The sequence below is a fragment of the Maridesulfovibrio sp. genome (assembly GCF_963677005.1).
Lineage (GTDB): Bacteria > Desulfobacterota > Desulfovibrionia > Desulfovibrionales > Desulfovibrionaceae > Maridesulfovibrio.
This window is the reverse complement of sequence record NZ_OY781616.1, coordinates 2,754,397-2,780,454: the sequence shown is the minus strand read 5'-3', so window position 1 is coordinate 2,780,454 and position 26,058 is coordinate 2,754,397. Positions and strand designations below refer to the sequence as shown.

The 26,058-nt window shown below is 52.4% G+C and carries 27 protein-coding genes; 18 read left to right on the top strand and 9 right to left on the bottom strand.

Annotation, left to right across the window (positions count from 1 at the left end; genetic code table 11):
- Position 1: 1 nt before the first annotated feature.
- Genes dsrK through ACKU4E_RS12305 form a run of 3 tightly spaced genes read right to left on the bottom strand, consistent with a single transcriptional unit; the run spans position 2 to position 3,240 of the window.
- The gene (gene dsrK / locus ACKU4E_RS12315; protein WP_320171373.1) at positions 2–1,609 is read right to left on the bottom strand and encodes a sulfate reduction electron transfer complex DsrMKJOP subunit DsrK; all 1,608 of its coding nucleotides are present in this window, start codon (positions 1,607–1,609) and stop codon (positions 2–4) included.
- Positions 1,610–1,666: 57 nt separating this feature from the next.
- Positions 1,667–2,662, bottom strand: a complete 996-nt coding sequence (dsrM, locus tag ACKU4E_RS12310) for a sulfate reduction electron transfer complex DsrMKJOP subunit DsrM (protein ID WP_320171372.1) — start codon at positions 2,660–2,662, stop codon at positions 1,667–1,669.
- A gap of 47 nt (positions 2,663–2,709) precedes the next feature.
- Positions 2,710–3,240 carry an RsbRD N-terminal domain-containing protein gene (locus ACKU4E_RS12305; RefSeq protein ID WP_320171371.1) on the bottom strand — a complete coding sequence of 177 codons (531 nt, stop codon included), beginning with the start codon at positions 3,238–3,240 and terminating at the stop codon, positions 2,710–2,712.
- Positions 3,241–3,629: 389 nt separating this feature from the next.
- Between ACKU4E_RS12305 and sfsA the strand changes: the two genes are divergently transcribed.
- Positions 3,630–4,349: a DNA/RNA nuclease SfsA gene (gene sfsA / locus ACKU4E_RS12300; RefSeq protein ID WP_320171370.1), complete on the top strand. Its 720-nt coding sequence runs from the start codon at positions 3,630–3,632 to the stop codon at positions 4,347–4,349.
- Positions 4,350–4,651: 302 nt separating this feature from the next.
- Here sfsA and ACKU4E_RS12295 read toward each other — a convergent pair whose 3' ends face one another.
- The 5 genes from ACKU4E_RS12295 to ACKU4E_RS12275 all read right to left on the bottom strand — a co-directional run bounded on the left by ACKU4E_RS12295 (position 4,652) and on the right by ACKU4E_RS12275 (position 8,756).
- Positions 4,652–5,152 (bottom strand): acyl-CoA thioesterase, encoded by a 501-nt coding sequence (locus ACKU4E_RS12295; protein WP_320171369.1) that lies wholly within the window; start codon positions 5,150–5,152, stop codon positions 4,652–4,654.
- A gap of 74 nt (positions 5,153–5,226) precedes the next feature.
- A complete protein-coding gene (locus tag ACKU4E_RS12290) occupies positions 5,227–5,463 on the bottom strand; it encodes a hypothetical protein (RefSeq protein WP_320171368.1) in 237 nt (78 codons plus the stop codon).
- Between the two features lie 255 nt (positions 5,464–5,718).
- Positions 5,719–6,882: a hypothetical protein gene (locus tag ACKU4E_RS12285; protein ID WP_320171367.1), complete on the bottom strand. Its 1,164-nt coding sequence runs from the start codon at positions 6,880–6,882 to the stop codon at positions 5,719–5,721.
- Positions 6,883–6,988: 106 nt separating this feature from the next.
- On the bottom strand, positions 6,989–8,104 hold the full coding sequence (locus ACKU4E_RS12280) for a (Fe-S)-binding protein (protein WP_320171366.1): 1,116 nt from the start codon (positions 8,102–8,104) through the stop codon (positions 6,989–6,991).
- Positions 8,105–8,180: 76 nt separating this feature from the next.
- Positions 8,181–8,756 carry an OB-fold protein gene (locus ACKU4E_RS12275; protein ID WP_320171365.1) on the bottom strand — a complete coding sequence of 192 codons (576 nt, stop codon included), beginning with the start codon at positions 8,754–8,756 and terminating at the stop codon, positions 8,181–8,183.
- 276 nt (positions 8,757–9,032) lie between these two features.
- Between ACKU4E_RS12275 and ffh the strand changes: the two genes are divergently transcribed.
- From ffh to smpB, 13 genes are all read left to right on the top strand, one after another.
- Positions 9,033–10,529, top strand: a complete 1,497-nt coding sequence (gene ffh / locus ACKU4E_RS12270; protein ID WP_320171364.1) for a signal recognition particle protein — start codon at positions 9,033–9,035, stop codon at positions 10,527–10,529.
- A 69-nt stretch (positions 10,530–10,598) separates the two neighbouring features.
- Positions 10,599–10,835, top strand: coding sequence for a 30S ribosomal protein S16 (gene rpsP, locus ACKU4E_RS12265; protein ID WP_320171363.1), 237 nt, complete (start codon positions 10,599–10,601; stop codon positions 10,833–10,835).
- A gap of 78 nt (positions 10,836–10,913) precedes the next feature.
- Positions 10,914–11,147, top strand: coding sequence for a KH domain-containing protein (locus ACKU4E_RS12260; protein ID WP_012765792.1), 234 nt, complete (start codon positions 10,914–10,916; stop codon positions 11,145–11,147).
- 27 nt (positions 11,148–11,174) lie between these two features.
- Positions 11,175–11,708, top strand: a complete 534-nt coding sequence (gene rimM, locus ACKU4E_RS12255) for a ribosome maturation factor RimM (protein WP_320171362.1) — start codon at positions 11,175–11,177, stop codon at positions 11,706–11,708.
- Between the two features lie 36 nt (positions 11,709–11,744).
- A complete protein-coding gene (trmD, locus tag ACKU4E_RS12250; RefSeq protein ID WP_320171361.1) occupies positions 11,745–13,055 on the top strand; it encodes a tRNA (guanosine(37)-N1)-methyltransferase TrmD in 1,311 nt (436 codons plus the stop codon).
- Between the two features lie 48 nt (positions 13,056–13,103).
- Positions 13,104–13,451 carry a 50S ribosomal protein L19 gene (rplS, locus tag ACKU4E_RS12245; protein WP_320171360.1) on the top strand — a complete coding sequence of 116 codons (348 nt, stop codon included), beginning with the start codon at positions 13,104–13,106 and terminating at the stop codon, positions 13,449–13,451.
- A 149-nt stretch (positions 13,452–13,600) separates the two neighbouring features.
- Positions 13,601–14,257, top strand: coding sequence for a ribonuclease HII (locus ACKU4E_RS12240; RefSeq protein WP_320171359.1), 657 nt, complete (start codon positions 13,601–13,603; stop codon positions 14,255–14,257).
- A complete protein-coding gene (locus ACKU4E_RS12235; RefSeq protein WP_320171358.1) occupies positions 14,239–14,643 on the top strand; it encodes a YraN family protein in 405 nt (134 codons plus the stop codon). Before ACKU4E_RS12240 ends, ACKU4E_RS12235 begins: the two co-directional genes overlap by 19 nt.
- On the top strand, positions 14,585–15,427 hold the full coding sequence (rsmI, locus tag ACKU4E_RS12230) for a 16S rRNA (cytidine(1402)-2'-O)-methyltransferase (protein ID WP_320171357.1): 843 nt from the start codon (positions 14,585–14,587) through the stop codon (positions 15,425–15,427). Before ACKU4E_RS12235 ends, rsmI begins: the two co-directional genes overlap by 59 nt.
- Before the next feature lie 332 nt (positions 15,428–15,759).
- Positions 15,760–16,509 (top strand): PTS system mannose/fructose/sorbose family transporter subunit IID, encoded by a 750-nt coding sequence (locus ACKU4E_RS12225; protein ID WP_320171356.1) that lies wholly within the window; start codon positions 15,760–15,762, stop codon positions 16,507–16,509.
- 42 nt (positions 16,510–16,551) lie between these two features.
- Positions 16,552–16,869: an HPr family phosphocarrier protein gene (locus ACKU4E_RS12220; protein WP_320171355.1), complete on the top strand. Its 318-nt coding sequence runs from the start codon at positions 16,552–16,554 to the stop codon at positions 16,867–16,869.
- A complete protein-coding gene (gene ptsP / locus ACKU4E_RS12215; RefSeq protein WP_320171354.1) occupies positions 16,870–18,654 on the top strand; it encodes a phosphoenolpyruvate--protein phosphotransferase in 1,785 nt (594 codons plus the stop codon).
- Between the two features lie 9 nt (positions 18,655–18,663).
- Positions 18,664–19,131, top strand: coding sequence for an SsrA-binding protein SmpB (smpB, locus tag ACKU4E_RS12210; RefSeq protein ID WP_320171353.1), 468 nt, complete (start codon positions 18,664–18,666; stop codon positions 19,129–19,131).
- 99 nt (positions 19,132–19,230) lie between these two features.
- Here the strand turns inward: smpB and ACKU4E_RS12205 are convergent, their stop codons facing one another.
- On the bottom strand, positions 19,231–19,386 hold the full coding sequence (locus ACKU4E_RS12205) for a hypothetical protein (RefSeq protein WP_320171352.1): 156 nt from the start codon (positions 19,384–19,386) through the stop codon (positions 19,231–19,233).
- A 223-nt stretch (positions 19,387–19,609) separates the two neighbouring features.
- On the opposite strand from ACKU4E_RS12205, the gene ACKU4E_RS12200 reads away from it, so the two are divergent.
- The 4 genes from ACKU4E_RS12200 (at position 19,610) to secA (ending at position 25,909) form a co-directional block, all read left to right on the top strand.
- Complete coding sequence (locus ACKU4E_RS12200) at positions 19,610–20,491, top strand: LysR family transcriptional regulator (protein WP_320171351.1); 882 nt, start codon at positions 19,610–19,612, stop codon at positions 20,489–20,491.
- Between the two features lie 247 nt (positions 20,492–20,738).
- Positions 20,739–22,127, top strand: coding sequence for an FAD-binding oxidoreductase (locus tag ACKU4E_RS12195; protein WP_407944129.1), 1,389 nt, complete (start codon positions 20,739–20,741; stop codon positions 22,125–22,127).
- A complete protein-coding gene (locus tag ACKU4E_RS12190) occupies positions 22,127–23,263 on the top strand; it encodes a (Fe-S)-binding protein (RefSeq protein ID WP_320171349.1) in 1,137 nt (378 codons plus the stop codon). The genes ACKU4E_RS12195 and ACKU4E_RS12190 overlap by 1 nt, the downstream gene beginning before the upstream one ends.
- 81 nt (positions 23,264–23,344) lie before the next feature.
- Complete coding sequence (gene secA / locus ACKU4E_RS12185; protein ID WP_320171348.1) at positions 23,345–25,909, top strand: preprotein translocase subunit SecA; 2,565 nt, start codon at positions 23,345–23,347, stop codon at positions 25,907–25,909.
- Positions 25,910–26,058: the final 149 nt, after the last annotated feature.

The window sequence follows — 26,058 nt, the reverse complement described above, 5'->3', positions numbered from 1 at the left end:
GTTACCCCTCCTTCCCGGGCAGAGGATTCATACGAAGGTCTACTTCCCTTTCCTTTTCGCCGTCGAGGATGAGGGCGTTACCCACAAGCTCGTGAACACCGCAGACGTCAACGCCGGGAGCCCAGTAGTTGGCAAGAGGAACGAGGGTTGCGCGGTCGATTGCACAGATACAGGAGAGCATGTTTACATCATACTGATCCTGAACCGCTTTCAATGCGTTACCGCGCGGCAGGCCTCCGCGCATGCGGATTTCCATGATTTCGTCAGTGTTGAGCCCGGAACCGCCGGCACAGCAGAAAGTCTGTTCGCGGATGGTCTGTTCGGGCATTTCAAAGAAGTTTTTGACAACGTTCTTGATGACATAGCGAGGCTCGTCCATGAGGCCCATGGCACGTGCGGGGTTGCAGGAGTCATGGAATGTTGCACGAATATGGTCGTTCCTGCTGGGATCAAGCTTCAGTTTGTTGTGCTTGATGAGATCGGCCGTGAATTCGGTTATGTGTACCATCTTGGTCTGGCGTGCGTTACTGAACACGGTACCGGTGATGGGGCTTTTGGGAACTTCCAGGAAGTCCGCAGAACCGTTCATGGTATCCATGTACTGGTTGATGACGCGCCACATGTGGCCGCATTCGCCGCCGAGAATCCATTTACAGCCAAGGCGTTTTGCTTCGGCGTACATCTTGGCGTTAAGCTTCTTCATCATGTCCGCAGATGTGAACAGACCGAAGTTACCGCCTTCAGATGCGTAGGTGGACAGGGTGTAGTCGAGGCCGATGTGATCGAACAGCATCAGGTAACCCATGAAGGTGTAGATGCCGGGATCAGCAAAAACGTCACCGGAAGGAGTGATGAAGATTACTTCGTGGCCCTTTTCGTTCATGGGAACGTTGAGGCGTTTTCCGGTGATTTCTTCGATATCGTCAACCATGAACTCGACGATGTCCTTGAAGGCGTGGGGCTGGATGCCGAGGTGGTTACCGGTACGGTTACAGTTGGAAACCGGTTCCATGATCCAGTTGATGTTCACGCCGCACAGGTGCAGCAGTTCGCGCGCCATCATGGTTACTTCTGCTGTGTCGATGCCGTAGGGGCAGAACAGCGAACAGCGGCGACATTCGGTGCACTGATAGAAGTAGATGAACCATTCTTTGAGGACATCTTCGGTCATGACCCTGGACCCGGTAAGGGTGGAGAGGATCTTTCCGGCCATGGTGAAATCCTTGCGGTAAACGGAACGCATCAGTTCCGCACGCAGGACGGGCATGTTCTTTGGATCACCGGAACCGATGAAGAAGTGGCACTTGTCAGCACAGGCGCCGCAGCGAACACAGATGTCCATGAATACTTTGAGTGAACGATATTTATCGAGTCTTTCCTTGAATCCCTGGTGGACGATGTCCTGCCAGTTTTCGGGAAGTTTCCAATCCACGTCTGCGGGTGACCACTCACGCGGGTTGGGGAAACCCAGGTACTCGAGTTTTTCCGCCTTGGCGGGGTAACACCAGTTCCCCGGAGATGTATCTACCGGGGTATCCATCCATCCAGTGGACGGCGGCGTATAATTAATGCTTTTAAAAAGCTCATCAGCTTTTGGGAGGTCAGCCATGTCAACTCCTCATCAAAAGATATTTAAGGTCCTACCGGCATAGGTCTTGTGGACTTGCTATGCCTCTTTTTCCACCGGGAGACCAGCCTCGATCATTACTTCCCTGAATTCGTCCTCGTAAGCCTCGTAGCTGTGGGGCTTGATGTTGGGATCGTTCCAGGGGTTCTCATGATGGTTGATGCGGGTATCGTTAGGCATGTTCCTTGTGGGAGACAGGAATACGCCACCCATGTGCATCAGCTTGCTGAAGGGGAAGTAAACCAGCAGGGTGCAGACCAGGAAGAGGTGGATGAAAAATACCACGCTGATTCCGTCGGGAATGACCGGGCTGAAGGTTACCAGTCCCATGGTCAGCTTCTTGATGTTCACGATGTCGACATGGGCGAAGTAGCGCATGTAGATACCTGACAGAGCAATGCCGATGATGAGAAGCAGGGGGAAATAGTCTGTTACCAGAGATATGTAACGGATTTTGGGATCTTTCAGTCTGCGTCCGAGCAAAAAGCCCAGTCCGGCCAGAATGAGCAGGTCGGACATGTACAGTCTGGGTACGCCGATCTGCAGGATCCCGTCGAGCATTTCCACAAAACCGATACATGCGGGTACCGGCTCAAAGAAAAGCCTCATGTGCCTGATCACGATGAGCAGGAACGAATAGTGGAAGAGCAGCGAAAAGAGCCACAGCCATTTGGCTGAACAATACGTTACTCTACCGTCCTTGAGAGCTACCGAAGTGTTCCTGAAGAGGGAACGGAAACAGCAGATTTCAAGAACCATGCGTATAAATGTCTGACCCGGAGTCACAGGGTTGTCAAAACAGTCATGCTTGATGAAGTCCAGAGACTTCTGCTGACCGCCCGTGGTCGGGATACGGAAAGGAACCGGGCTTTTGGCCCAGCCTATGATCCGGCGGGCAAAGCCCACCAGAAAAACGGCAACCGCTACATACGGTAGCAAAGTGCCGAACAGTCCTGCCATGTGTGCCGTACCGACTCCGAAGAGGGCGATAAGCACCAGAGCAAAAACTAAAACGAGTGAGTACAAAGCGTTCATCTACCTTCACCTCGCTTACACGTTTGGCTTCCAGGAGAAGCCGGCCACTACACCTGTCCGGCCCCTTTGGCCGAAGCGTCCTCGATTTCGTTGACCCGCCGGAGGAGCATGTGATGAGATCTTTTGACCTCCTCAATCCTCATCTGCGTGATCAAATCCCTATTCTTGGTATAGATGTCGAACGCGATCAGCCCCAGATTATCAATCCGGGCCTCAAACGCGAGCAACTCATCAAGTTTGCCTTCCTGTCTCAATTCGTCCATGAACTCGTCTCTCAGGAGTTTCTTGAAGAGGAAGACAAAACTTAAAGCTTTGGATGGTGCGAAGTCCTGTACGGTTCTGATTTTGATCAGTTCATCCAGGGACTTGGCAATATTGTCGGCACTTTTCCATTCAAGGATCAGATCTAAAAGTTCGCTCGTAACCTTCTTGATGGTGATCCCCACAGGATTGGTAAACCTGTCGTTGTTGCTTTTCCACACTTCCTGTGTTTCCTTGGGATACGAAGAAAGCACGAGATCATTCCATTTGCCTGCAAGATCTTCTTTTCTTTCCGACAGTTTTTGTACAAGACTCATTTGAAATACCTGTATTGCGAACAATAATAATAGATTTTGGGATCCTTTCTATCCGGTTCTGATGCCCGAAAACAAGGACCGGCACCGCCTGCACGGGCCGAAAAAGTGAAAATTGTCACACTGTGACTAACAGGACGATATTCCAGATACCCGCTGATTCGTCAAGGGGTTTTACGGTCTAACAGCCGTCCGTGACGGTATGAAAATCGTTGCCAAACAAGGGTTTCAGCGCTTCTTGCAAGTCTCCGGTCCTAGGAGTCGCAGCCTGAGCACAGCACAGCTGGTATCGGGCTGCCATGGTTGAATCTCTTTGAATTGAGTCGATTTTTCGAATAGATATCTGAACTCCCCGTCCGCCCGGTTTAAACACAGACACCGAGGAAAGTAAAATGTCAAAAATGTTAATTTTATATCCTGAAGGGACCAGAGAGGCCGTATTCATCCGTCGGTTCAAACGATTTACCGTTTATGCCGAGCTGGATGGCGAGGTGGTAGGAGTGCATACCAACAACACCGGCTCCATGTTAGGCCTTTTGCGGCCCGGACAGAAAATAATAATATCGCCGGCTCAGAATCCCGACCGCAAACTCAAGTGGACGCTGGAGGCGGTCAAGCCGCACGGGGAGATTGTGGGGGTGAATACTTCCGTTCCCAACCGGATGCTGCAGCTCGCGTTTGAAGCCGGTCAACTTTCCGAGGCGAAAGGATACAGCACTCTCAGGCGCGAGGCCAAAGTCGGCAAGAGTCGTCTTGACGGACTTTTCGTCGATGAGTCCGGAGTTCTTCCGGATCTCTGGGTGGAATGCAAGAACGTGACTCTCGTGGAGGATCAGGTCGCCTGTTTTCCGGATGCTCAGACTGAGCGGGGACGCAAGCATCTGGTCGAACTGATGGAACTGGCTGCGAAAGGATACAGGGTTGCATTGTTTTTCTTTGTGCAGCGCAACGATGGGTGGTGTTTCGGTCCGGCTGATTTTGTTGATCCCGAATACGCAGAGCTCTTTTACAAGGCCGTGGATGCCGGGGTGGAGTGCTGGGCGTACGAGGCGGTTCTGAGTGAACAGGGGATCGGAATCGGGCGCAGGCTGCCGCTGGCGAAGTGCCCATAGCCGGATCTGTGTGAATTTATTATTCGGAATATTTTGCCGGAACACAAAGTGGAAAGCCCCCGCATCTCTCTGATGTCGGGGGCTTTCCGGCCTTGATGGTGTTGAAAAAGGCGTGGCATCCGGCCGGGACCGGGTTAATCCCGACCGGATGCCATAGGAGCAGGATGCCGAAATTTTGCCGGGAGGGTGGAGCTCCCGGTTGGAAACCAGACTCGGAGTAGCTGCATTCCTTACAATGCAGGATGCGGTTATGGCAGACTTTGGACGGTCCCCGCATCAGTTCGAGCTGTTCAAGTTCAAAGTTATTCCTTGCCCGCCTGCTCGGCGGAGGCGCTTTCGCGCTGCCTTTCGGCTTTGCGGACTTCTCTGCGTTCTATGGCCTCCCTGTTTCTTCTGTGGTCCACTCCTGTTTCAAGGATAAGTGGCGGAACAGCTGCAGGGCGGCCGTTTTCGCCGATGGCCACGAAGGTCAGGTAGGCGGAATTCGTATGCCGGGTTTCTCCGGTGAGCAGGTTTTCGGATTCCACCCGAACCCCTATCTCCATTGAAGTCCTGCCGACCATATTCACGTTGGCGTAAAGGCTGATCAGTTCCCCGACATAAGCCGGACGCAGAAAATTCATTCTGTCTATTGAGGCAGTAACTACCGGTTTGCGCGCATGGCGCATGGCGCATGTGGCTGCTACCAGATCCAGTTGCTTAAGAAGCACGCCCCCGTGGAGATTCCCGGCTGGGTTTGTGTCCTGCGGCAGGACCCTGTAGGTCATTAACGTCCGGCTCTCACTGATTTTTTTAGGCTTCATTGTCATGTCCCGGAAGGTTGCTGAATGATACGGCGTGAGTGCCCGATCTGATTGTCTGCTTTTGCGGGCACTGTTTATTCAACTTTACCATATTCGGATTTTGCTTCCCATATCATTTTTGCAATTCGTTTTCCCAGATCTGCCTGCCTGGTTTTGATCAGCGCGTCCGCCGCGTCCGGATTCCCTCCCTGCCTGAGCAATGAAGCGGACTCCAGGTCTCTGAGATAATTCTCAAATTCCCGGATTAATTTTGAAAGATTTAAGGATTCCAGTTCAAGAGGAACCCTGACCGATTTGATTTTTCTACTCATTCAGTCCGCTCTGTATGCTTCATTTGAGTAGATTATGGAGTGGTCGGTAATTAATGTCAATACATTTGTAATACAATCTGATCTTTATATTGAAAGATATTTCAAGTTTATAAAAATGTTTTTTAATTACTTTCATTAATCGTAAAGATTATTTTATGAAGTTAATTTGTAATACAAAAGTAATCAAAAAAATATACAGAGACATCGGCCCATACTTACGGGCTGTTTTTATGGGAAAGGAAGATGCAGAAGGGGCTATTCGAATTTAAACGAGCGGACTTCAGGGCGCGTGGCGCAGGCAAAAGCCATGATTAAAACTATGGCAGAGGCCGGAGCGAAAAAAAGAGGGGAAAAAATACCGCCCATGGCAGCTGTAATGAGCAGTGCGGCCATCATGTCTGATGAATACCGTCTGTACAGAAAGGCGGCCCCGGCAGCAGAAAGCGCAACCCCTCCGATTCCCCAGGTCAGAAGCATGTGCAGCCAGAAGGGGCTGATATGAAAAACGTAGAGTCCCAGATTTGTCCAGACGTAATGCTGCGCATGCCAGATGTTCCAAAGCGAAGTCGGTATGTTCAGTGGCAGGGGGACATCAATTGGAAAGCCTGCAATCATCAAAGCCGGATTTCTTGCTAAAAGCTCCAGCGATGAAAACCAGACCCAGTAAACGGGGAGGTCGTTGCGATTAAGCAGGGTCATGTCCTGAGGGATCAGAGAAACATAGGTGAAGAAAAGAAGAAGCATGACCAGAAAGCTTTTTTTCAGCATCCCGCCGGGGCCGAAGAGCAGGAGCACGGCAACGGCCGCCAGAGAGTAGTCTCTGTTCAGCGAACAGAATATGCCGGCCAGGATGATGAATCTCGCCAGACGGTTTTCATCCTTGTTGCACAGTGTCGCGCACAGCCCGGCGGTAAGCGCCGGTCCGGTTATTGGGCATTTCCCGAAAAGGCAGGGCTCAAGGGCAATTCCCTGACCGAAGAAACTGTATGAGAACTCGGCGCAGACCAGCAGCGCCAGACAGCAGGCCCAGAAAGAAATCTGTCCGGGAGTCGGAAGTCCGAACATGGTGATCCAGAGCAGGCACACCAGCAGGTGAAACAGCGGTCTGGCTTCAAGAAGGTAGGGTAGGATATCAACAGCCGGTTGTACAAATCTCGCGAATGAACAGAAAGAAATCCAGGTTATGAGCAGGGCCGGGATGCCCACGCAGAACCACAGCGGCAGATCGTGGTGCCTGTCGTTCCTGAACGGTTCGGCGAGGAAGCCGGTAACAGCAAGCCCGGTGATCAGCATGCTTTCAAGATTGGCAGGCGCAACAACTCCGCTGAGGCTGTATGCGGCCAGAATCAAGGGCATGCCCAGCATGAACAGGGCCAGAGGGAATTCTGCCGGTGTGATGGCTTTGTTGTCTGAATTCATTGCGAAGAATGTTATTTTATAAAATTAAAGCCATTAATAGCTTTGTAAAGCTAACGCAATAGCGCATTACGGAAAATAAATTCTGCCCACCTGGTGACATGAAATTTTACGCAGGTCGGACCATCCGTGCTTCAAGACGGAGTTTCAGTCTGTTGATATAATTGATCGGGAAACCCGGCAGCCGTGGAATGTCCTTTCGTTCCACCGTGAGCAGGTCCAGAATATGTGCCGTAGGATGATTCGGAGACAGGTAATTTACGCATCCGGCACAATATGTTGCCATGGGCAGCCCGGTCTTGCGGGCCTCTTCGATCCGTTTTCCGGACCATGCCTTTGAATATTCCGGCTTATGGAATCCCGTGGCCCCTCCTTCGCCGCAGCAGATGGTCTTTTCTCCGCAGTGCTTCATCTCGGAAACGTTGATCCCGGCCTTGCGGAGAAGCAATCGTACAGCTTCGTGGATGGATTTTTCAAATCGGGTGACGCAGGGGTCGTGTACAGTGATTTCTTTCAGGTACGGCGGAACAGCAGGTATATCCATGGACGCAAGCTGTTCATAGATGGAGACAACCTCAAAAGGCGGATCGAATTCCTTCAGGGTGACATGGCAGTTGGAGCATCCGCTGAGCACCCGCTTGATTCCCTTCTCCTGCATGTTGCGGACAAGTTCGGAAAGTGCGGAGTTGTGTTTCTCCGTCAGTCCCAGCATTTTGGAGGGTTTGGAACAGCATTCCAGCACCAGCCCGACTGTCGGGTCGTGGCTTTTCAATATTGCCATGGTATTAAGTACGGCCTGCGGAAAAAGTGCCGGCAGGGTGCATCCGGGGAAAAAGGCTGTAGTGCAGCCTTCCGGAATAATGCTGTCCCGGAAGGGGAACCTGCTTCCTGTACGTTCGTATCCCAGCAGCGGGGAGTATCTTTTAAGATCGAAGCTTCCGGTCTGCTGCGCCTTTTCCCGCAACAGGCTGAAAATTTCCGCCGGGCGGGCATCCACCGGGCAGACAGCGGAACACAACCCGCAGCATGAACAGTCATAGGCGAGAACTGAGGCCTGCTCTGCGCCTTCCTGCGAAGACAGGGCTTTCTGTGCGATCTCTGCAGGGGATCCGTTGTTTTTCAGAAACAGGCAGGCAACGGCGCATTTTCCGCACTCAATGCATATCTCCGCAGTCTGTTGCAGGGCCCGGGTGAGTTCGTCTTCCTTTGTAAAAGAGTCTGGCATGGTCTCAAGTCCGGTTTGTAATCTGTTCGGCTTATGTTGTTTCAGTGGTTCTGCCCGGATATTTCGCTCAGCGTTTTCAGGACTTGACCAGTTGGCAGCCCCATATCTTGACTCGTTTATTCATGAATTCGGTACACTTTCCTTTTACCCGGACTTTCTGTCCGGGTTTGAGGTTGCTGATCTCAGGGGTCTGGTCGTCGGTAAAGTGGCAGATTACTTCCGGGTTGAAATTGGACATTCCTTTCAGTCCTATGCGCAGGTTGCCGAAGTCCTTGGCTGACACATCCACGATTTCGCCCGAAAGTTCGATAACCTCGTTGAGGTACTTGGCGCTGGCTGCGTTGTTGTTTTCCATAAAATCAATGTAAATCTTATAGGAGCCGACATGCAGTTTGGAGGGGCTTAATTTTACTTCGTTTGCTGTTCTGGAGTGCCATTGAGAAAGATTTTCCTTGCCCCCGACATTTGTGGGCTGCTGCGGCGAGGTGGACTGGACCGGAGGTTTCTGCAGATCCACCTTGTTGCATATCTCTCCTGTGGAATCATATATGTCCGCCACGACTTTGCCCTGGTCGGAGATGTAGATTCTGGTCCGGACCCGTCCCATGGGGTCCACCAACTGGAATTCTTCGGCCTTGACTACATTTTTCATTAATAATCTCCCGTTGCAGTTGTGTGCGGAACTTTAATACTTTTTCGGATATTGGTTGGCGGCGATAAAAAAAGCAAGCAATATTGCGATGAATTTTCAAACTCGGCGGATAAGTGTTTGTGATTTTCGAAAAAGTTGATATGAGTCTTCACTTGACTTGGGCAGGGAAAAGCTTTAACAGACAACCCCTTTCTTTACGCAATCAGTTTCAGCGGCAGGTTTTGTTTTTGCGGATCGTGATTGCGGTAAAAATGCTAAGCCGGCGGAGTATGACAATTGTTCGACAGCCTATCAGACAGACTTTCCGAAGCCTTTAAAAATTTCAAGGGGCAGGGGCGGCTGGATGAGAAAAACATCCAGGCGGGACTGCGCGAAGTGCGTCTTGCCCTGCTGGAAGCGGACGTAAACTACAAGGTTGTCAAAGACTTTGTGGAGAAGGTCAAGGAGCGCGCTCTCGGACAGGAGGTCCAGAAATCACTGTCTCCGGGACAGCAGGTCATCAAGATCGTCAATGACGAGCTTGTCGAACTGCTCGGCGGGGAGCAGGAAGGCCTGAGCCTGCCCAAGGGTCAGCTTTCCAAAATCATGATGGTAGGTCTGCAGGGCTCCGGTAAGACAACCTCTTCCGCCAAGATAGCCCTCTATCTGCGGCGCAAGAAGTTCAAGCCTTATCTTGTCCCGGCCGACGTTTACCGTCCCGCCGCTATCGACCAGCTCAACGTGCTGGCCAAGCAACTGGACATGCCGGTCTATCCGTCCACCACGGAGATGAACCCGGTGGACATCTGCCGCGATGCCATGGACAAGGCTGCCGAGCTCGGCTGCGATGTCCTGCTTTTTGATACGGCAGGTCGACTGCATATAGATGAACCGTTGATGGATGAGCTTGCGTCCATCAAGAGCGAATGCTCTCCGGATGAAATACTTTTCGTGGCTGACGCGATGACGGGGCAGGACGCTGTCAACGTGGCCGCCACTTTCGACGAAAAATTAGATGTTACCGGTGTAGTCCTTACCAAAATGGATGGTGATGCCCGAGGCGGTGCGGCGCTCTCCATCAAATCAGTCACCGGTAAATCCGTAAAATTCGTCGGCGTGGGTGAGAAGCTCTCGGAACTGGAGCTTTTTTATCCTGACCGGGCTGCATCAAGGATTCTCGGGATGGGGGACGTGCTTTCCCTTATCGAGAAGGCCCAGTCCGTCATGGAGGAAGGCGAGGCCGAAAGGCTTACCGAGAAACTCCGCAAGGCCAAATTCGACCTTGAGGATTTTCGCACCCAGATGCGCAGAATGAAGAAGATCGGTTCCATGAGTTCCATCATGAAAATGATTCCGGGGCTGGGCGGGCTTACAAAGCAGCTCGGCGATATGGAAATTCCGGACAAGGAACTGAACAGGATAGAAGCCATCATCTCGTCCATGACCATGGAAGAGCGCAGGAACCCGAAGATCATCAACCCCAGCCGCAGGGCCAGGGTCGCCAAAGGTTCCGGCGTGGACATCCAGGAAGTCAATCAGATGCTCAAAAATTTTGATCAGATGAGCAAGATGATGAAAAAGATGATGGGCGGCAAAGGCGGCGCGGGTAAAATGCCCAAGATGCCTAATCTGCCCGGACTCGGAAATGGTGCCTCCTTTCCCGGAATGGAGGGAATGGAAGGTTTAGAAGGCATGGAAGGCTCTGCTGCTCCTAGAGAGAAAAGCAAGAAAACCCTTCAGGCCCGCAAGAAGAAAAAGCTCAAAAAGCAGGCCCGTAAAAAGAAGAAGAAATAATTTACGAGCATCTGCTTGCAATTTGTTAACGAACCAATTAATTTAAGATTATATGGGGGAAAGTAGACAATGGCTATTAAACTCAGATTGACCCGTATGGGCTCTAAAAAACGCCCTTTTTACCGCATGGTTGCAATTAACAGCGAAACCAGACGTGACGGTCGTCCGCTGGAATATGTAGGTTACTACAACCCTATGGTTGAACCTGTAGAAGTAAAGATTGACAAGGAAAAAGTAGAGAAGTGGCTTGAACGTGGAGCAGAACCTTCTGCAACCGTGAAAAGTCTCCTGAAAGCCGATTCCTAAAGTTCGCACTTTCACGGTTCGGATTTTTTCTTCACTACTCACGGTACACACTCGAAATCAGAAGCGGAGGTTGTTGGCATGTTGAAGGATTTAGTTGAATACATCGCGAAATCGCTTGTTGACAATCCGGATGAAGTAGTTGTCACCGAGATCGAGGGAGAGCAGACATCTGTAATCGAACTCAAGGTCGCTAAAGAAGATCTGGGCAAGGTTATCGGTAAGCAGGGACGCACTGCGCGTGCCATGCGGACCCTTCTTGGTGCTGCATCTACAAAAGTGAGAAAACGTTCTGTTCTGGAAATTCTGGAATAGAGCGCGGACCGGACTGATAAGGCCGCTATGGATATGCTCGTAGTTGCCGAGGTGGTCAAACCACATGGACTCAGGGGGGAGGTTTGCATTGAATCCCATGCGGACTCCCCTTTTCTTTTCGACGAGGTGCCCTGTCTCTATCTTGGAAAGAAGGGACAAAAGCCCCGTCGTTTTCTTGTGCTCTCCTCGCGGAAGCACAAAGGACGTCTGCTGCTTACCCTAAAAGGCATCGACGGCCGTGATCAGGCGGAAAGTCTGCGCGGTATGGATGTGATGGTGCGTGAAGCCGACCTCCCCGCAGTAGCGGAGGACGAGGTCTACATGTACGAGCTTGAGGGTATGGCGGTGGAACTCCGTGACGGAACTGAGGTCGGGACCATCTCGAACTTTATTGTTGCTCCGGGTCAGGAAACCTGGGTGATTACTTCTCCGACCGGGAAAGAGATTCTTTTTCCCGCGGTAGAGGAGTTTGTGCTTTCGGTTGATCTGGATGCGGAAAAGGTTGTTGTCGATCCTCCGGAAGGACTTTTCGACATCTACCTTGAGGAAAAAAAGAAATAGGTCAGAGTGGCCTTATTTGAATTCAAGGCACAGTAAGTGAAATTTAATCTGGTCTCACTCTTTCCGGAATTTTTCGATTCCCCGCTTTCGCACGGTCTGATGGGCAAGGCTGTCCAGAAGGGCATTGTGTCATTCAATCCGGTGGACCCTCGTGAGTTTACCGAGGACAGGCACAAGAGTGTTGATGACCGTCCTTACGGCGGCGGTCCGGGCATGGTGATGTTCGTTGAGCCTATTGCCAGGGCGCTTGAGTCCGTTGGAATCCGTCCTTCCGTGGAAGGCGGGTGTCCCGCAGGCAGACGGCTGATCATGCTTTCCCCTAAAGGAAAGCCGCTGACCCAGAAAATGGCGGTTGAATTTGCAGCGGAAGAGGAATTGACCCTTGTCTGCGGCAGATACGAAGGGATCGATGCCCGGTTTGAAGATATTTTTCCTGTTGAGCTTGTTTCGGTCGGTGACTTTGTGCTCAACGGGGGCGAAGCCGGAGCCTTGTGTCTTATAGAGGCGGTCGCAAGACTGCTGCCGGATTTTATGGGACATGCCGAATCCGGAACCGAGGAAAGCTTTTCGTCTGGTTTGCTGGAGTATCCGCACTATACGCGTCCGCCGGAGTATGCCGGACTCAAGGTGCCCGAGGTGCTTTCTTCGGGAAACCATGCTCTGATCGAAGAGTGGAGGCGTAAAAGAGCTCTGGATGCTTCTGTGGAGGCTCGTCCGGAGATTCTTTCGGAAGCGGAAGGGCTGAAAAAAGATGATGTGCGTTATTTGCGCACAATCCCGCGTAAACGTTTGGGAAAAAATCTTTATATGGCTCTTGTGCACTATCCGGTGCTAAATAAATTTGGCGAAAAGGCCGCTGTTTCTTTGACAAACCTCGATATTCACGATATGTCCCGCGTTTCCCGCTCCTACTCACTTAGCGGATTTTTTGCGGTGACTCCCATCGAGGATCAGAAGAAACTGGCCGAAAGGATAATTTCTCACTGGACCTCGGGACCGGGCAGCAGATTCAACCCAGACCGGGCTGCAGCTTTCTCGAAGGTGAGTGTGAAGGATTCCCTGCTCGATGCGGTGGAGCATATTGAGTCGGGAACGGGTAAGAAGCCGATACTGGTGACCACCAGTGCGCGGGGTGCCGGCAGCATGACTATGAACAGGGTTCGTGAACTGCTGGAAGACAACCCCGTCCTTCTGGTCTTCGGTACCGGACACGGGTTGGCCCCCGAAATCCTGGAAATGGCAGCGGGAAGCATAAGACCTATCCGCTTCATGGACGGATATAACCATTTATCAGTAAGAAGCGCGGTGGCGATAACGGTTGACAGGCTGTTGGGAGACGCCTGGTAGACTTCCGCCTTCGGGTGCCGCAAAAGAATTTATATAAGGAGTAGCGACATGAACGTAATTTCCAAGATCGAGCGCGAACACATGCGCATTGATATGCCTGCATTCAAGGCAGGCGACACTGTAAAGGTACACCTGCGCATTATCGAAGGTGAAAAAGAACGCATTCAGGTTTTCCAGGGTGCAGTTCTCCGTTACCGTAAAGGTACCACCGACTCCACCTTCACCGTCCGCAAGATTTCCGACGGTATCGGCGTAGAGCGCGTCTTCCCCGTACACTCCCCCTACATTGAACGTGTAGAGGTTGTTGCTGAAGGTAAAGTACGTCGCAGCCGCATCTACTACCTGCGCGGCCTCAAAGGTAAAGCAGCCCGCATCAAATCCAAGCAGGCTTGGTAGGCCGCGAAGCTGTAATGCTTCGCGGAACATCCCGCCCGGCCGCAAGTCCGGACAGGGAACGCAAAACTGTGTTGAAAACCGTCTCTCCCGGACTGTATCGGTCCGGGGTAGACGGTTTTTTCTTTTCTGGGAAATAGCCGGAGTGGAATATGGAGTATGGAATGCTTCCCGGACTGTCCGGGGACAATCCGGTTATTGCCGGAGTAGATGAAGCCGGACGCGGTTGTCTGGCGGGACCGGTTGTAGCCGGGGCGGTGATTCTTCCTGAGCATTATGATCTTCCGGGCCTGACGGATTCCAAGCAGTTGGAGGAAGCGGACCGGGAACGTCTGGAAGCGGATATCCGCAGGCAGGCCGTGTGCTGGGCCCTTGGGGTCAGCCGGGCTCAGGTGGTGGACAGGATCAATATACTTCAGGCCACCTTCCGGGCCATGGGACGTGCCGTGCAACACCTTGGAACCCGGCCGGGAATGCTGATGGTAGACGGCAACAAGACGGTTCCGGTTGAATATCTGGGGCCCTCCGGGGGATTTCGTCAGGAAGCGGTGGTCAAGGGCGACCTGAAGATTCCGGCCATCTCGGCGGCGTCCATACTGGCCAAGACTTTTCGAGACCGGCTGATGACCCATCTGGACAAGCGCTACCCCGGTTACGGATTTGCCGGACACAAGGGCTACGGAACGAAAGTCCATCTTGAAGCTTTAAAAGAGCTGGGCCCCTGCGCGATACATCGTCTTACTTTCAGGGGAGTTCTTCCCGAAAAGAAAAAGGCCGTTTCGGAGAGCATGTGCCTGCCCGGCATTTAACGTTCGGTTCAGCCGGAGAGGATTACGCGGCCGCTTTTCTGGAAAATCGCGGTTACACCATCCGGAACAGGAACTGGCGGTACCGGCAGTGGGAGCTGGACATTATCTGCGAGAAGGACAACGAACTTGTTTTCGTGGAGGTCAAGACCCGCGCCGGAAAGGATGTTCAGGCCGGGGTGCAGGCAGTGACTTCCGCCAAGCGCAGATCTTTGTTCAAGGCTGTCTCCCGCTACCTGACGGCCATGGATTTATGGGACAGGCCATGCCGGTTTGATCTGGTGATTGTCATCAATGATGGAAACGGTTTTATCGCGGAGCACATGGAAAATGCATTCGACTTCACCGATTTTATGGGTAGTTGCAACACCGCTTGGCAACCTTGGTGATATTTCAAGTCGGGCGGCGGAGGTGTTGTCCTCGGCCGACATTATTTTTGCGGAAGATACCCGCAGGTCCGGCAAGCTGCTGCAGTCGCTCGGAATAAGCGGAAAGAGCTTTATAAGCCTGCATGAGCATAACGAGGAAAAGCGCATAGAAAAGGTGCTGGAACATTTCGCTCAGGGTGGAACAGCCGCCATGGTTTCCGATGCCGGAACACCGCTCATGAGTGATCCCGGCTACAGGGTTGTGCGGGCCTGCAGGGAAAACGGCGTCAGGGTTGTTCCCGTTCCCGGACCAAGCGCGCCGGTAACGGCGCTGTCCGGTTGCGGGCTGCCTCCTTATCCATTTACCTTTCTGGGTTTTCTGCCGCGCAAGGATGGCCAGATCCGCCGGCTTCTTGAACTGCACGGGCAGACCGGGGCGACCATCGTTTTTTTCGAACGCAAATCACGGTTGCGGGAGACCCTGCATCTGGCCTATGAAGCCCTTGGAGACCGCGAATTTGCAATCTGCCGCGAACTGACCAAGGATTTCGAGGAGTTCATATACGGAACCCTCGCCGACTGGGATGAAGTTTCCGAGGAGTTGCGCGGGGAGATAACCGTTGTGGTCGGACCGCCCGTCAATGAGGGGCCCGTTTCCGAAGAGGACGTGATCCGCATGATCGATGCGGAAATGGCGTCCGGGGACAAGCCCAAGGCCATAGCCAGAAGAATAGCGGAGAAAGCCGAAGGCTGGACAGCAAAAGCGGTCTATGAAAAGGTAACTGAAAGAAAAATGGACAGTTAGCCGGGATATTTCGTCAGCGATGTCTCCGACGGCCCTGCCGGGGGCCTTAAACCCTTTTGCAAAAGGGTTTAAGAATCCCAAAACCTCCTAATAAGGCTTTGCCGCTTCATATGACAAAACGCCATTTAAACAAAATGAATGTTTTAGGCTTTAATATATTGGTTTAATTGTATAAAATGTATTACAGCGCTCCGATTGACCCAATATGCGGGTTAGCGTTGGCTTGTTCGTCTGCTGTGTCGCCGGTGGCGAAATCAAATTATCAAAAGCGCAAAGCGCATCAAAAATATTTTATACTGCGAAAGGCTGCGTAAAGCAGTTGGTGTCTAAAAGTGGAAGAAAAGACAGGGAAAAGATCGCTGGGGCCTGCTTTTGTCAGGAGTTTTCTGCGCTGCTATTTTGCCAGTGCGGGATTCAATACCCGCGGCCTTCAGAATGTAGGCTTTTCCTATGCCATGCAGCCGGGCCTTGAGGCCATTTACGATGACCCCGCAGAACTGGCCAAAGCCCGCAAGCGTTATGTAAAACATTTCAATTCCCATCCGTTCTGGGCTCCTCTGCTGGTGGCCATATTTTTATCTGTGGAGGTGCAGATCAGGGACGGACGTTTTCCGGAACTTCTGCTGGATAAACTCAAGAATACCACCAGTTATACGCTTTCCGCCATCGGAGATTCCGTGTTTTCCGGCAGCGGGCTTATTTTCTGGGCACTGGCCACGGTCAATCTGCTTCTGGCTGGTCTTCATACTCAGGCTATGCTACTGGGAATTGGGATGTTTGTGGGATTGCAGATTTTCAAGGTATTCACTTTCTGGTCCGGGATAAGCAAGGGGTTGGGCTTCCTGGATGAGCTTAAAAGATGGGATTTGATCAACTGGGGCGAGAGACTGAAGTTCGCCAACGGATTTCTGGTTCTGCTGATATGGGTTCAGCTGTGGCCAAGGCCGTTGAATGTCTGGGACTGGTATGGCGGAGCAGTTGTTCTCGGAGGTCTGGGCTGGGTCGTCACCACGGGGAAAGTGGCCCGCGAGATAGTCGCGGTCATTGTGGTGGTTCTCGGGTTGCTTGTTAAGTTTGTTTGAGTTTTTTCTTTTGAAGAAATAAGTTATAAGGAATATGTAAAAATGATTGAAAAGAGTGATCTGCCGGAAGTTTTCCCGGAAGGGGAAGAAACGGCTGTCCGGACGGTGGTTGTAGTCAACCAGCTGGGGTTGCATGCCCGTCCGGCCGCTCGTCTGGCACAGGAAGCCCAGGGTTTCGAGGCGGAGATCACCGTCATCTGCGAGGAACAGGAAGTGGATGCCAAGAGCATCCTTGATCTTCTCACTCTGGCTGCAGCCCAGGGGAGCAAGCTTGAACTGCGCGCCAACGGGTGCGATGCTGCCGCGGCACTAGATTGCCTGGAAGAACTTTTCAAAACCAGATTCGGCGAGGAAAAATAAGTGGCCAGAACGGTCGTCAGCGGGATTTCCGTTTCAACAGGGATAGCTATTGGAAAGGCCTACTTTCTCAATCGCAGTATTTCTTCCCGTCTGCCGAGGCAGACAGTTCCCGATCATATGGTCGAGGGGGAGAAACACCGGATTGTAAAGGGGTTTACCGAGGCTGTGGAAGAGCTTGAAGCCGTCCGGCTGAAAGTTCCTGAGGAACTTCGCGAGCATCAGCTCATCATTGATTCCCACCTGATGATGCTCAAGGACCCAAAACTCCAGAAATCCGCGCTCAAATATGTGGACGACCATTGCATCAATGCCGAATGGGCGCTCGAAAAGGCCGTAAACGATCTTGAGAAGGCTTTCGGAATACTGGAAGACAAGTATATCCGTGAACGCATGCAGGACGTGCGTCAGGTAGCCCTGCGGGTTCAGGCCAAGCTTATCGGCGGAGAGGAGAGCCTCAAACCTGTGCACGGCCGGGTCATTCTCATGGCGCACGACCTTACTCCGGCAGACACCATCGAGCTTGAAGTCAACAAGCTCATGGCCTTTGTCACCACGCTGGGCGGCAAGACCTCGCATACCGGGATTCTGGCCCGGACGTTGAATATTCCGGCTCTTGTCGGTGCCGAGGAGCTGGAGAATTCCGTTGTTGACGGCGATCTGGTCATTATCGACGGTCTGGACGGCAAGGTGCTGGTCGACCCCACTGATGATGAACTGGAGCAGTACTACACTCTCCAGAACCAGTTCGAGGATTACCAGCGCACGACCATGAGAAGCTGCCATCTGCCTGCGGAAACCGAGGACGGTTACCGGGTGCAGGTGTTCGCAAATATAGAACTTTTCGAGGAAGTTGCCGCCGTCATAGACAACGGGGGCGAGGGAATCGGTCTGTTCAGGACCGAGTACGCCTACCTGAACCGGACTGACCTGCCGGACGAGGAGGAGCTTGCCGAGAAATACTCCGAGCTTGCCGCCATCATGTCCCCGCGCAAAGTCACTTTGCGCACCCTGGACCTCGGTTCGGACAAATTCATGGTTCATTTCGGTTCTCTTGACGAAGCCAACCCGGCAATGGGACTGCGTGCCATGCGGTTCTGCCTGAAGCATCAGGATTTGTTCAAGATCCAGTTGCGGGCTATTTTGCGTGCCAGCGTGCACGGAAACGTTTCCATAATGTTTCCCATGATCTGCGGGCTCAAGGAAGTCCTGCAGGCCAAGTCTGCTCTGGCAAGGGCGCAGCAGGAGTTGCGGGAAGAGGGTGTTCCGTTTGATGAGAACATGCCTATCGGAGTTATGATCGAGCTTCCGGCTGCGGTAATGATTGCCGAGATTCTGGCGCAGGAAGTGGATTTCTTCAGCATAGGGACCAACGACCTCATTCAGTACAGTCTGGGCATAGACCGCACCAATCCGCATGTTTCGTACCTGTACCAGCCGCTTCATCCCGCGGTTGTTCGCTCCATCAAGTATGTTGTGGACGCCGGGCACCGGGCGGGGATCGGCGTAAGTCTGTGCGGTGAAGTGGCGTCCGATCCGTATTGTCTGCCCATTCTCATGGGGATGCAGATCGACAGTCTGAGTCTTACTCCGCAGGCCATTCCGGGCATCAAGCGCCTTCTGCGCCAGCTCAAAATGCCCGATTGCAAGCAACTGCTCAAGGAAGTGCTCAGCTGCCGCACGGTGACCAGAATCAACAGGCTGGTGACCGAAAACATTTACAAAAAATATCCTGAAGAACTCATGTTTTTTGCGTCTCTCCTGGATAATGATGATATAGCAGGTTAATTTCAGATCATGGCTAAGAAGAAGAAAAAAAGTCCATCCTCGATTGCGTTGAACAAACAGGCCCGGCGCAATTACGAATTCATCGATACGTTTGAAGCCGGACTGGTTCTCGTGGGGACAGAAGTTAAATCCCTGCGTCAGGGACTGGTCAGTTTCAATGACGGATACATAAATTTCAAGGACGGGGAAGCCTGGCTTGTGGGGGTGTATATAGCTCCTTACGATCATGCCGGATATACCCAGCATGAGCCGGACAGGGCGCGTAAACTGCTGCTTCACGCTATGGAGATAGAACGTCTGCAGGCCAAGACGGAGCAGAAGGGGCTGACCGTGGTCCCGGTGCGGCTTTACTTTTCAAGAGGTAAGATCAAGCTTGAGATCGCATTGGCCCGAGGGCGTAATGTGCATAATCGCAAAGACGAATTGAAGCGGCGCGATATTGAAAGAGATACGGCCCGCCAACTGGTTAATTATTAACCGGGAAGGCGAGCCGTAAAAGCCCTCTTCCACCCCTTGCCGGTGGGTGGAGAAAACATGATAAGGGTATAGTAACCAACGCGTCCGTCAAGGAACGGACTACTGGAGTGCGGATATCAGAACGGTGAAAACCGTTGCTGCGCCGACCCAGAAAAAGAATTTGACCGTTCCGGTCACGGGGTCGATCTTTTCGCGGCCCAGTACACTGTCTTCAGGGGTGAAGATTTCCGATACAAATGCGCTGACGCTGCTCATGGCGGTTCTCCTTGCTGTGAAATTTGAAAATCGGCCTGATGAATTGCCGTTGTCTGTTTAATGCCTGTTTTTTGTCTCATGATCCAATGGGAATAATCGAACCCGGCATTCAGTTTTTTCAATACCTCAGGCTGTCGGATATTTCCCGCCCCCTTTTCTCCTCCGGAGACAGCGAACAGGCTTTTCGTGAATTTGTTACAGCGCGGTATGCGGGCTGATTATTATGGAATTGTATCAGATCAAAACATTTGTGGTTGTGGCCGAGGAAGGCAATATGACCCGTGCGGCCAAAAGACTGCACGCCAGCCAGTCGACCATAAGTCTGCATATAAAATCACTTGAGGACGAATTCGGCTTGCGTTTGTTCCTGCGTACTCCGCGGGGCATGCAACCCACTTCGGACGGAAATGCCCTTCTGGACAGGGCCAGAGCCGTTCTTGACAGTGTGGAGGCTCTTGAGTCCGAGGCCCGGAACAGAAAAGGAGAGCTTTCCGGTGTGGCCCGTGTCGGGCTGCAGACTTCGTCCATCTATCTGCGCACTCCCCAGCTGATTTCATGCATCAAGGAAAATTTCCCCGGACTTACTCTTCATCTGGTTCAGATGCCTACTTGGAGCATTCTTGCGGATCTGGCTGCCCGAAAGCTGGATGGCGGTTTTTTCTATTCCAACTGCCCGCCCAAGGACATCAACTGCATACTGCTTGAAAAAACAGTCCTGCATGTGGTCGGACCTGCTGCGTGGAAAGATCGCATGGAGAATGCAGGTTGGGAGGATCTTTCAAAGCTGGACTGGATCTGGACCCCTGAGGAATGTTCTTTCAACGTCAAGTTGAAGGAGACGTTTTCGGCCCGGGGGCTGGATGTTTCGAAAGTCATGATCGCAGACAGTGAAGAGACGCATAACGCGCTTGTCAAATCCGGGAACGGTATTACTGTCATGCGTGGGGACGAGGCCGCAGAAGGTGTCAATAACGGTTCATTTTACATCTGGCCCGGCGGACACATCGAAATCGGCATGTATTTCGGATTCCCCCACAACAAGGACGGAGATCCGCTGGTGCGGGCCCTGATCGACTGTGTTGAAAAAGTATGGAACAAAGCGTAGCTTATGCGCCTTGAACAAGTCTGTTGCGTTAATCAGATATGGTTATCGTCTTAGTTTTGCAACACTTTTGATTGAAGCTGCTACGTTCAATTCAGCTATTTGAAACTGCCAGGGATCCCAAAGGCCCTTCAGCCTTCAGGCAAGGAGCTTTGCTTTGGGCCCTGGGGATGCGGAGAGCAGAGATGGATTCTCCTCTTTGGCTGACAGCGGCGAAATCAGATCATCAATAGCGCGAAGCGCATCATATATGAAAGAGTATCCTGAAAAATTATCCCGAGCGCAGCGCAGCTTCCTGCGCAGTCTTTTTCCCGGCACGGAATCAAGTTTTGATGAAGGTGCGCTGCTGGCCTGTGGCGTGGACGCCAGCCGCGAACATGCAAAGCCGCTCGTACTTGTGCGCCCGAAGGAAACTTCGCAGGTTGCGGAGCTGCTGAAGTGGGCCCAGAAGGAGCGGGTGCCGGTCTACCCGCGTGCCCGTGCAACAAACAAGGTCGGGGGCTGTGTCCCTGTCCGTCATGGTGTTGTCGTATCCATGCTGGATATGGACCGTATCCTTGATATTGATTCCAGAGATTTTGTGACCGTAACGGAACCGGGTGTGATCACTGCTGATCTGCAAAAGGCTGTTGAAGCTCAGGGGCTGTTTTATCCACCGGACCCTGCCAGCCTGAAAATTTCGACAATCGGCGGTAACATCTCCACCTGTGCCGGAGGCATGAGGGCGGTCAAGTACGGCGTTACCCGCGATTATGTTCTGGGGCTTGAGGCCGTGCTGCCCGGTGGTGAAATCATCCATACCGGGGGGCGCACGCACAAGAACGTTGTCGGGCTCGACCTCACCCGGCTGCTGGTCGGTTCCGCAGGGACACTCGGCCTCATCACCGGTGCCACTCTCAAACTGCTGCCCCTGCCCGAGACTTCGGCTTCGGTCCTGATCGGATTCAGGGATTTGACCGGGTGCCTGAAAGGCGCCGATGCGGTTTTCGGGTGCGGAATCCTGCCAACGGCCATGGAACTGATCGACCATAACTCCATTCGCGCGCTTGAAATGCATTTTGACGTACCCTGGTCCGAGGGAACAGGCGGCCTGCTGCTGCTCAAGATCGACGGGTCCGAGGAATCGGTTTCGACCGACCTTGGGCGCATCGGCAAGGCGCTGGATCGGGTTGAAACCACTTTCATGGAAAAGGGTGCCGGGGCGGATCAGGAACGGCTTTGGGAGCTGCGCAGGGTGATAAGTCCTGCCGCCTTCAATCTGGCGCCGGACAAGCAGGGCGAGGACGTTGCCGTGCCGCGCGGAAAGGTTGCCGAAGCCATTGAGGGCTATCACGCCATCGGTGCGGAGCTCGGCGTTATTGTGCTGTGTTTCGGTCATCTGGGTGACGGCAATATCCATGTCAGCGTCATGTATGACAAGTCCGTTCCGGGACAGTCGGAAAACTCTCTGCTGGCCAAAAAACGTATTTTTCAGAAAACGCTCGATCTTGGCGGTACTCTTTCCGGCGAACACGGCATCGGGCTGACCAAGGCCGCTTACATAGGCATGCAGCTCGGCAGGGCGGAGCAAAGGCTTATGAACGGAATTAAACGAACTTTCGATCCCATGAACATTATGAATCCCGGAAAGGTTGTCTGATGGCTTCGCCTAAAGCATGCGTGCAGTGCGGTAAATGTCTTGAAGTGTGTCCTCTTTTCAAGGCTACAGGAAGGGAGGAACTGACTCCGCGGGCCAAGTTTTTCCTGCAGAGTCTCGATCCAGCGCAGGGATTGAGCGTAAATGATTTCAATTCCCTTGCCTCGCTGTGTCTTTCCTGCGGGCGTTGTGCCAAAAACTGTCCGCAGAATATGTCCGGGCCGGAACTTGTTTCCGAACTCCGGGCCGGATCAAACGGTTTTCTGCGGACCTGCTGGGATATCTGGCTGGCAAGTCCCGGCGTTCTTTGGCCTACGGCTGCGGCCTTGTCCCGTTTTTCACCGGAATCGCTGCCGGAGCCTTTCGGCTCAGCCAAAAAACGCATGGCTTCCCTGTTTGCGAAGAGCCCGGCTCCATGGGCCGAAGTTCTTCCGCAGGTCTGTTTCGAGGAACGCAAGGCGGTTTTGTTCAAGGGATGCGTGGGCAGGTACGCCCGCAAAGACTGGGCGTCCAAGGCGGAGCATCTCATGGATGCCGCAGGGCTTGTGCGTCCCGGTGAAATCAATTTTTCCTGTTGCGGTTCCTCATACGGCAGTGCCGGACTTCTCGACAGGCAGAGGGATGCGCGCAAAAAGAACATCAGGGTCTGGCAGGATGCTGGTGAACCCTTGCTGGTTACCTTCTGCGCAACCTGCCTGAAGGGGCTGAAAGAATATGACGTTGAGGATTTCTCCGGCAGTGAGGAGCTGCGCTCCCGCTGGATGGAGTCGCTGACCCCGCTTTCATCCCTGCTTGCAGGTGCGGAAATAACCCTTCTTGATAACTGTCCTGATCAGGTGATTTATCATAAGCCCTGCCATGCCGCTCAGCCTGACGCCGACCTTGAATTTGTACAGGCTGTAGCAGGTGATCGGCTTCTGCCGGTCAAGGATGATCTCTGCTGCGGGTTCGGCGGAGTAATGCAGATCGGCGCCCCGAAGCTTTCCAGGCAGGTAGGTGAGCATTGCATGACGAGCCTTACGGAAGGGGCAGACGCCGGGGCGCAGATAGTAAGCGGATGCTCAGCTTGCGTCATTCAACTTGCCACTCTTGCAAAAGATGCATATTTTGCCACTCACTGGCTTGATATTTTGAAATAAAGTCTTATCTGATAACAGCAGAAGCCTTTTATTGAATAAAATTGCGGCAGTTAGCGCCCAGGACAAAGGAAAATACATTACATGTTCAATTTATTTGTTTCCAAGATATTCGGCTCAAGAAATGAAAGATTCGTAAAAAAACTCAAGCCGCAGATAGACAAGATCAGTGCATATGAACCTGAGATGGAAAAGCTCACCGACGAGCAGTTTCCCGAGAAAATAGCCGGATACAAAAAAGAAATAGAGGCGGGCAAGTCCCTTGACGACCTTTTACCGGAAGTGTTCGCGCTTGTGCGTGAGGCCGGTAAGCGTTCTCTGGGCATGCGTCATTATGACGTTCAGATGGTCGGCGGCATAGTCCTGCACAGCGGCCGTATCGCGGAAATGAAGACCGGTGAAGGTAAAACCCTTGTTGCCACCCTGCCGGCGGTACTCAACGCGATTTCCGGCAAAGGCGTTCACTTGATCACGGTCAACGACTATCTGGCCAGGCGTGATGCCGAATGGATGGGCAAACTCTATAATTTTCTAGGTCTCACTGTCGGCGTGATTGTGCACGGCCTTACCGATGAGGAACGCAAGCAGGCTTACGGTTGCGACATTACCTACGGGACCAACAACGAGTTCGGATTCGACTACCTGCGCGACAACATGAAGTTCTACAAGGAACAGCTGGTCCAGCGCGAACTCAACTATGCCATAGTTGACGAAGTCGACTCCATTCTGATTGACGAGGCCAGAACTCCGCTGATTATTTCCGGTGCATCCGATGATGCCACTACAATGTACGGCAAGGTCAATGCGATAATCCCCAAACTCAAGAGGGATGAGGATTTCGAAGTTGATGAAAAGGGCCGTTCCATCACCATGACCGATGACGGGGTCATCAAGTGTGAGAATATTCTAGGTATAGACAACCTGTACGACCCCAAGCACATAGCCTATCAGCACCACATCATGCAGGCCATCAAGGCCCACCATCTGTTTGCCCTTGATGTCGATTATATCGTCAAGGACGGACAGGTTGTCATTGTTGACGAATTTACCGGCCGCTTGATGCCGGGAAGGCGTTTCTCCGACGGCCTGCATCAGGCTTTGGAAGCCAAGGAAGGAGTCAAGGTCGAGTCTGAAAACCAGACTCTTGCTTCCATCACGTTCCAGAACTATTTCCGTATGTATGAAAAGCTGTCCGGCATGACCGGTACCGCAGACACGGAAGCCGTGGAATTTTCCCAGATTTATGATCTTGAGGTAATTGTGATTCCCACAAATACCGCAATGGTCCGCAAGGACCACCCGGACGCCATCTACAAGACGCAGGCAGATAAATATAACGCGATTGCGGACGATATTGCCGAAAAGTACAAGCGCGGCCAGCCTGTGCTGGTGGGGACCGTTTCCATTGAAAAGTCCGAGCTGGTATCGGAGATGCTCAAGAAACGCAAGATTCCCCATGAAGTGCTCAACGCAAAGCATCATGAAAAAGAAGCCGAGATTGTTGCCGAGGCAGGTCAGTCCAAACACGTGACCATTGCCACCAACATGGCCGGCCGAGGAACCGATATCGTGCTCGGTGAAGGTGTCAAGGAGTTGGGCGGACTGCACATAATAGGCACGGAACGCCATGAATCCAGACGTATCGACAATCAGTTGCGCGGACGTTCCGGACGACAGGGCGACCCCGGTTCCACCCGGTTCTACCTCGCTCTGGATGACGACCTTATGCGCCTTTTCGGTTCGGAACGCATTGCCGGGCTGATGGATAAGCTGGGCGTGGAGGAAGGGCAGGCCATCATTGAGCACCGCATGGTGAACAGGGCCATTGAGGGCGCGCAGAGCAAGGTGGAAGGGCAGAACTTCGAAATACGCAAGCAGCTTCTCGACTACGACAACGTAATGAACCAGCAGCGCGAGGTAATTTACTCTCTGCGCCGTGACGTGATGTACGCGGAAAAGATGGACGACATGCTCTCCGAATTTCTGGAAGAGCTGCTGGATGATTGTTTTTATCCGGTTGAGGAAGCCAGGGGCAAGGCTCTGGATGACGAAACCGCTGAGATGATCAGGGTGCGCCTTGATGAATTGTTCCGCTTGAACCGTTTTGAGGAATTCGGCAAGGGATTGCCTTCCCGTGAACAGGTCGAGGGCTGGGTTGATGACATTTTAAAAGATCTGAAAGCCCGGACAGAGAAAATTGCCGAGAGTGCCGCAGATGCTGAAGACCCGTCCATAGTTGCTCTTGATTACAATTACATCGCCCGTTATTTCATTCTGGAATCCATAGACAAGAACTGGAAGGAACATCTGCTGAATATGGATCACCTGCGCGAAGGCATCGGTCTGCGCGGGTACGGGCAGAAAGACCCCAAACACGAGTATAAACGTGAAGGGTTTGAACTTTTCAGGGATATGCTCGGGACTATCCGGGAGAACGCTCTCTGGTCGGTTTGTCATTTGAACATTGCCACGGAAGTGCGTGAAGACGACTTTACCCATAAGGATAATACCGAAGAGCTGGATTATTCCGGTTCCGGCACAGAGAAACCCAAGAAAACCCCCAAACGCCGTGCAGCCCCTAAAATAGGAAGGAATGCTCCCTGTCCGTGCGGTAGCGGTAAAAAATACAAGAAGTGTTGTGGCAAGTAGCTTAAGATAGTTTTAACAAGCTGCCGCAGCAAAAAATCCTGAAACAGCCCGGTCAAGACGACTGACAGTTGTTTCAGGATTTTTATATGGACAGCATAGAAAAAGAGTATAATTTCAATACAAAACGGATTTAATTGTCGTGTTGATTA

Excerpts from the sequence above, each read along its gene's own strand:
- rimM (WP_320171362.1), top strand. The coding sequence starts at position 11,175 with ATGGATATGCTCGTAGTTGCCGAGGTGGTCAAACCACATGGACTCAGG.
- rsmI (WP_320171357.1), top strand. The coding sequence starts at position 14,585 with ATGCATTCGACTTCACCGATTTTATGGGTAGTTGCAACACCGCTTGGC.
- smpB (WP_320171353.1), top strand. The coding sequence starts at position 18,664 with ATGGCTAAGAAGAAGAAAAAAAGTCCATCCTCGATTGCGTTGAACAAA.
- ACKU4E_RS12275 (WP_320171365.1), bottom strand. The coding sequence starts at position 8,756 with ATGAAAAATGTAGTCAAGGCCGAAGAATTCCAGTTGGTGGACCCCATG.
- ACKU4E_RS12285 (WP_320171367.1), bottom strand. The coding sequence starts at position 6,882 with ATGAATTCAGACAACAAAGCCATCACACCGGCAGAATTCCCTCTGGCC.
- dsrM (WP_320171372.1), bottom strand. The coding sequence starts at position 2,662 with ATGAACGCTTTGTACTCACTCGTTTTAGTTTTTGCTCTGGTGCTTATC.
- ACKU4E_RS12280 (WP_320171366.1), bottom strand. The coding sequence starts at position 8,104 with ATGCCAGACTCTTTTACAAAGGAAGACGAACTCACCCGGGCCCTGCAA.
- ACKU4E_RS12195 (WP_407944129.1), top strand. The coding sequence starts at position 20,739 with ATGAAAGAGTATCCTGAAAAATTATCCCGAGCGCAGCGCAGCTTCCTG.
- rpsP (WP_320171363.1), top strand. The coding sequence starts at position 10,599 with ATGGCTATTAAACTCAGATTGACCCGTATGGGCTCTAAAAAACGCCCT.
- ACKU4E_RS12295 (WP_320171369.1), bottom strand. The coding sequence starts at position 5,152 with ATGAAGCCTAAAAAAATCAGTGAGAGCCGGACGTTAATGACCTACAGG.
- ACKU4E_RS12240 (WP_320171359.1), top strand. The coding sequence starts at position 13,601 with ATGGAGTATGGAATGCTTCCCGGACTGTCCGGGGACAATCCGGTTATT.
- ACKU4E_RS12205 (WP_320171352.1), bottom strand. The coding sequence starts at position 19,386 with ATGAGCAGCGTCAGCGCATTTGTATCGGAAATCTTCACCCCTGAAGAC.
- dsrK (WP_320171373.1), bottom strand. The coding sequence starts at position 1,609 with ATGGCTGACCTCCCAAAAGCTGATGAGCTTTTTAAAAGCATTAATTAT.
- ACKU4E_RS12290 (WP_320171368.1), bottom strand. The coding sequence starts at position 5,463 with ATGAGTAGAAAAATCAAATCGGTCAGGGTTCCTCTTGAACTGGAATCC.
- ACKU4E_RS12305 (WP_320171371.1), bottom strand. The coding sequence starts at position 3,240 with ATGAGTCTTGTACAAAAACTGTCGGAAAGAAAAGAAGATCTTGCAGGC.
- ACKU4E_RS12190 (WP_320171349.1), top strand. The coding sequence starts at position 22,127 with ATGGCTTCGCCTAAAGCATGCGTGCAGTGCGGTAAATGTCTTGAAGTG.
- sfsA (WP_320171370.1), top strand. The coding sequence starts at position 3,630 with ATGTCAAAAATGTTAATTTTATATCCTGAAGGGACCAGAGAGGCCGTA.
- secA (WP_320171348.1), top strand. The coding sequence starts at position 23,345 with ATGTTCAATTTATTTGTTTCCAAGATATTCGGCTCAAGAAATGAAAGA.
- ACKU4E_RS12200 (WP_320171351.1), top strand. The coding sequence starts at position 19,610 with ATGGAATTGTATCAGATCAAAACATTTGTGGTTGTGGCCGAGGAAGGC.
- ACKU4E_RS12260 (WP_012765792.1), top strand. The coding sequence starts at position 10,914 with ATGTTGAAGGATTTAGTTGAATACATCGCGAAATCGCTTGTTGACAAT.
- ACKU4E_RS12220 (WP_320171355.1), top strand. The coding sequence starts at position 16,552 with ATGATTGAAAAGAGTGATCTGCCGGAAGTTTTCCCGGAAGGGGAAGAA.
- rplS (WP_320171360.1), top strand. The coding sequence starts at position 13,104 with ATGAACGTAATTTCCAAGATCGAGCGCGAACACATGCGCATTGATATG.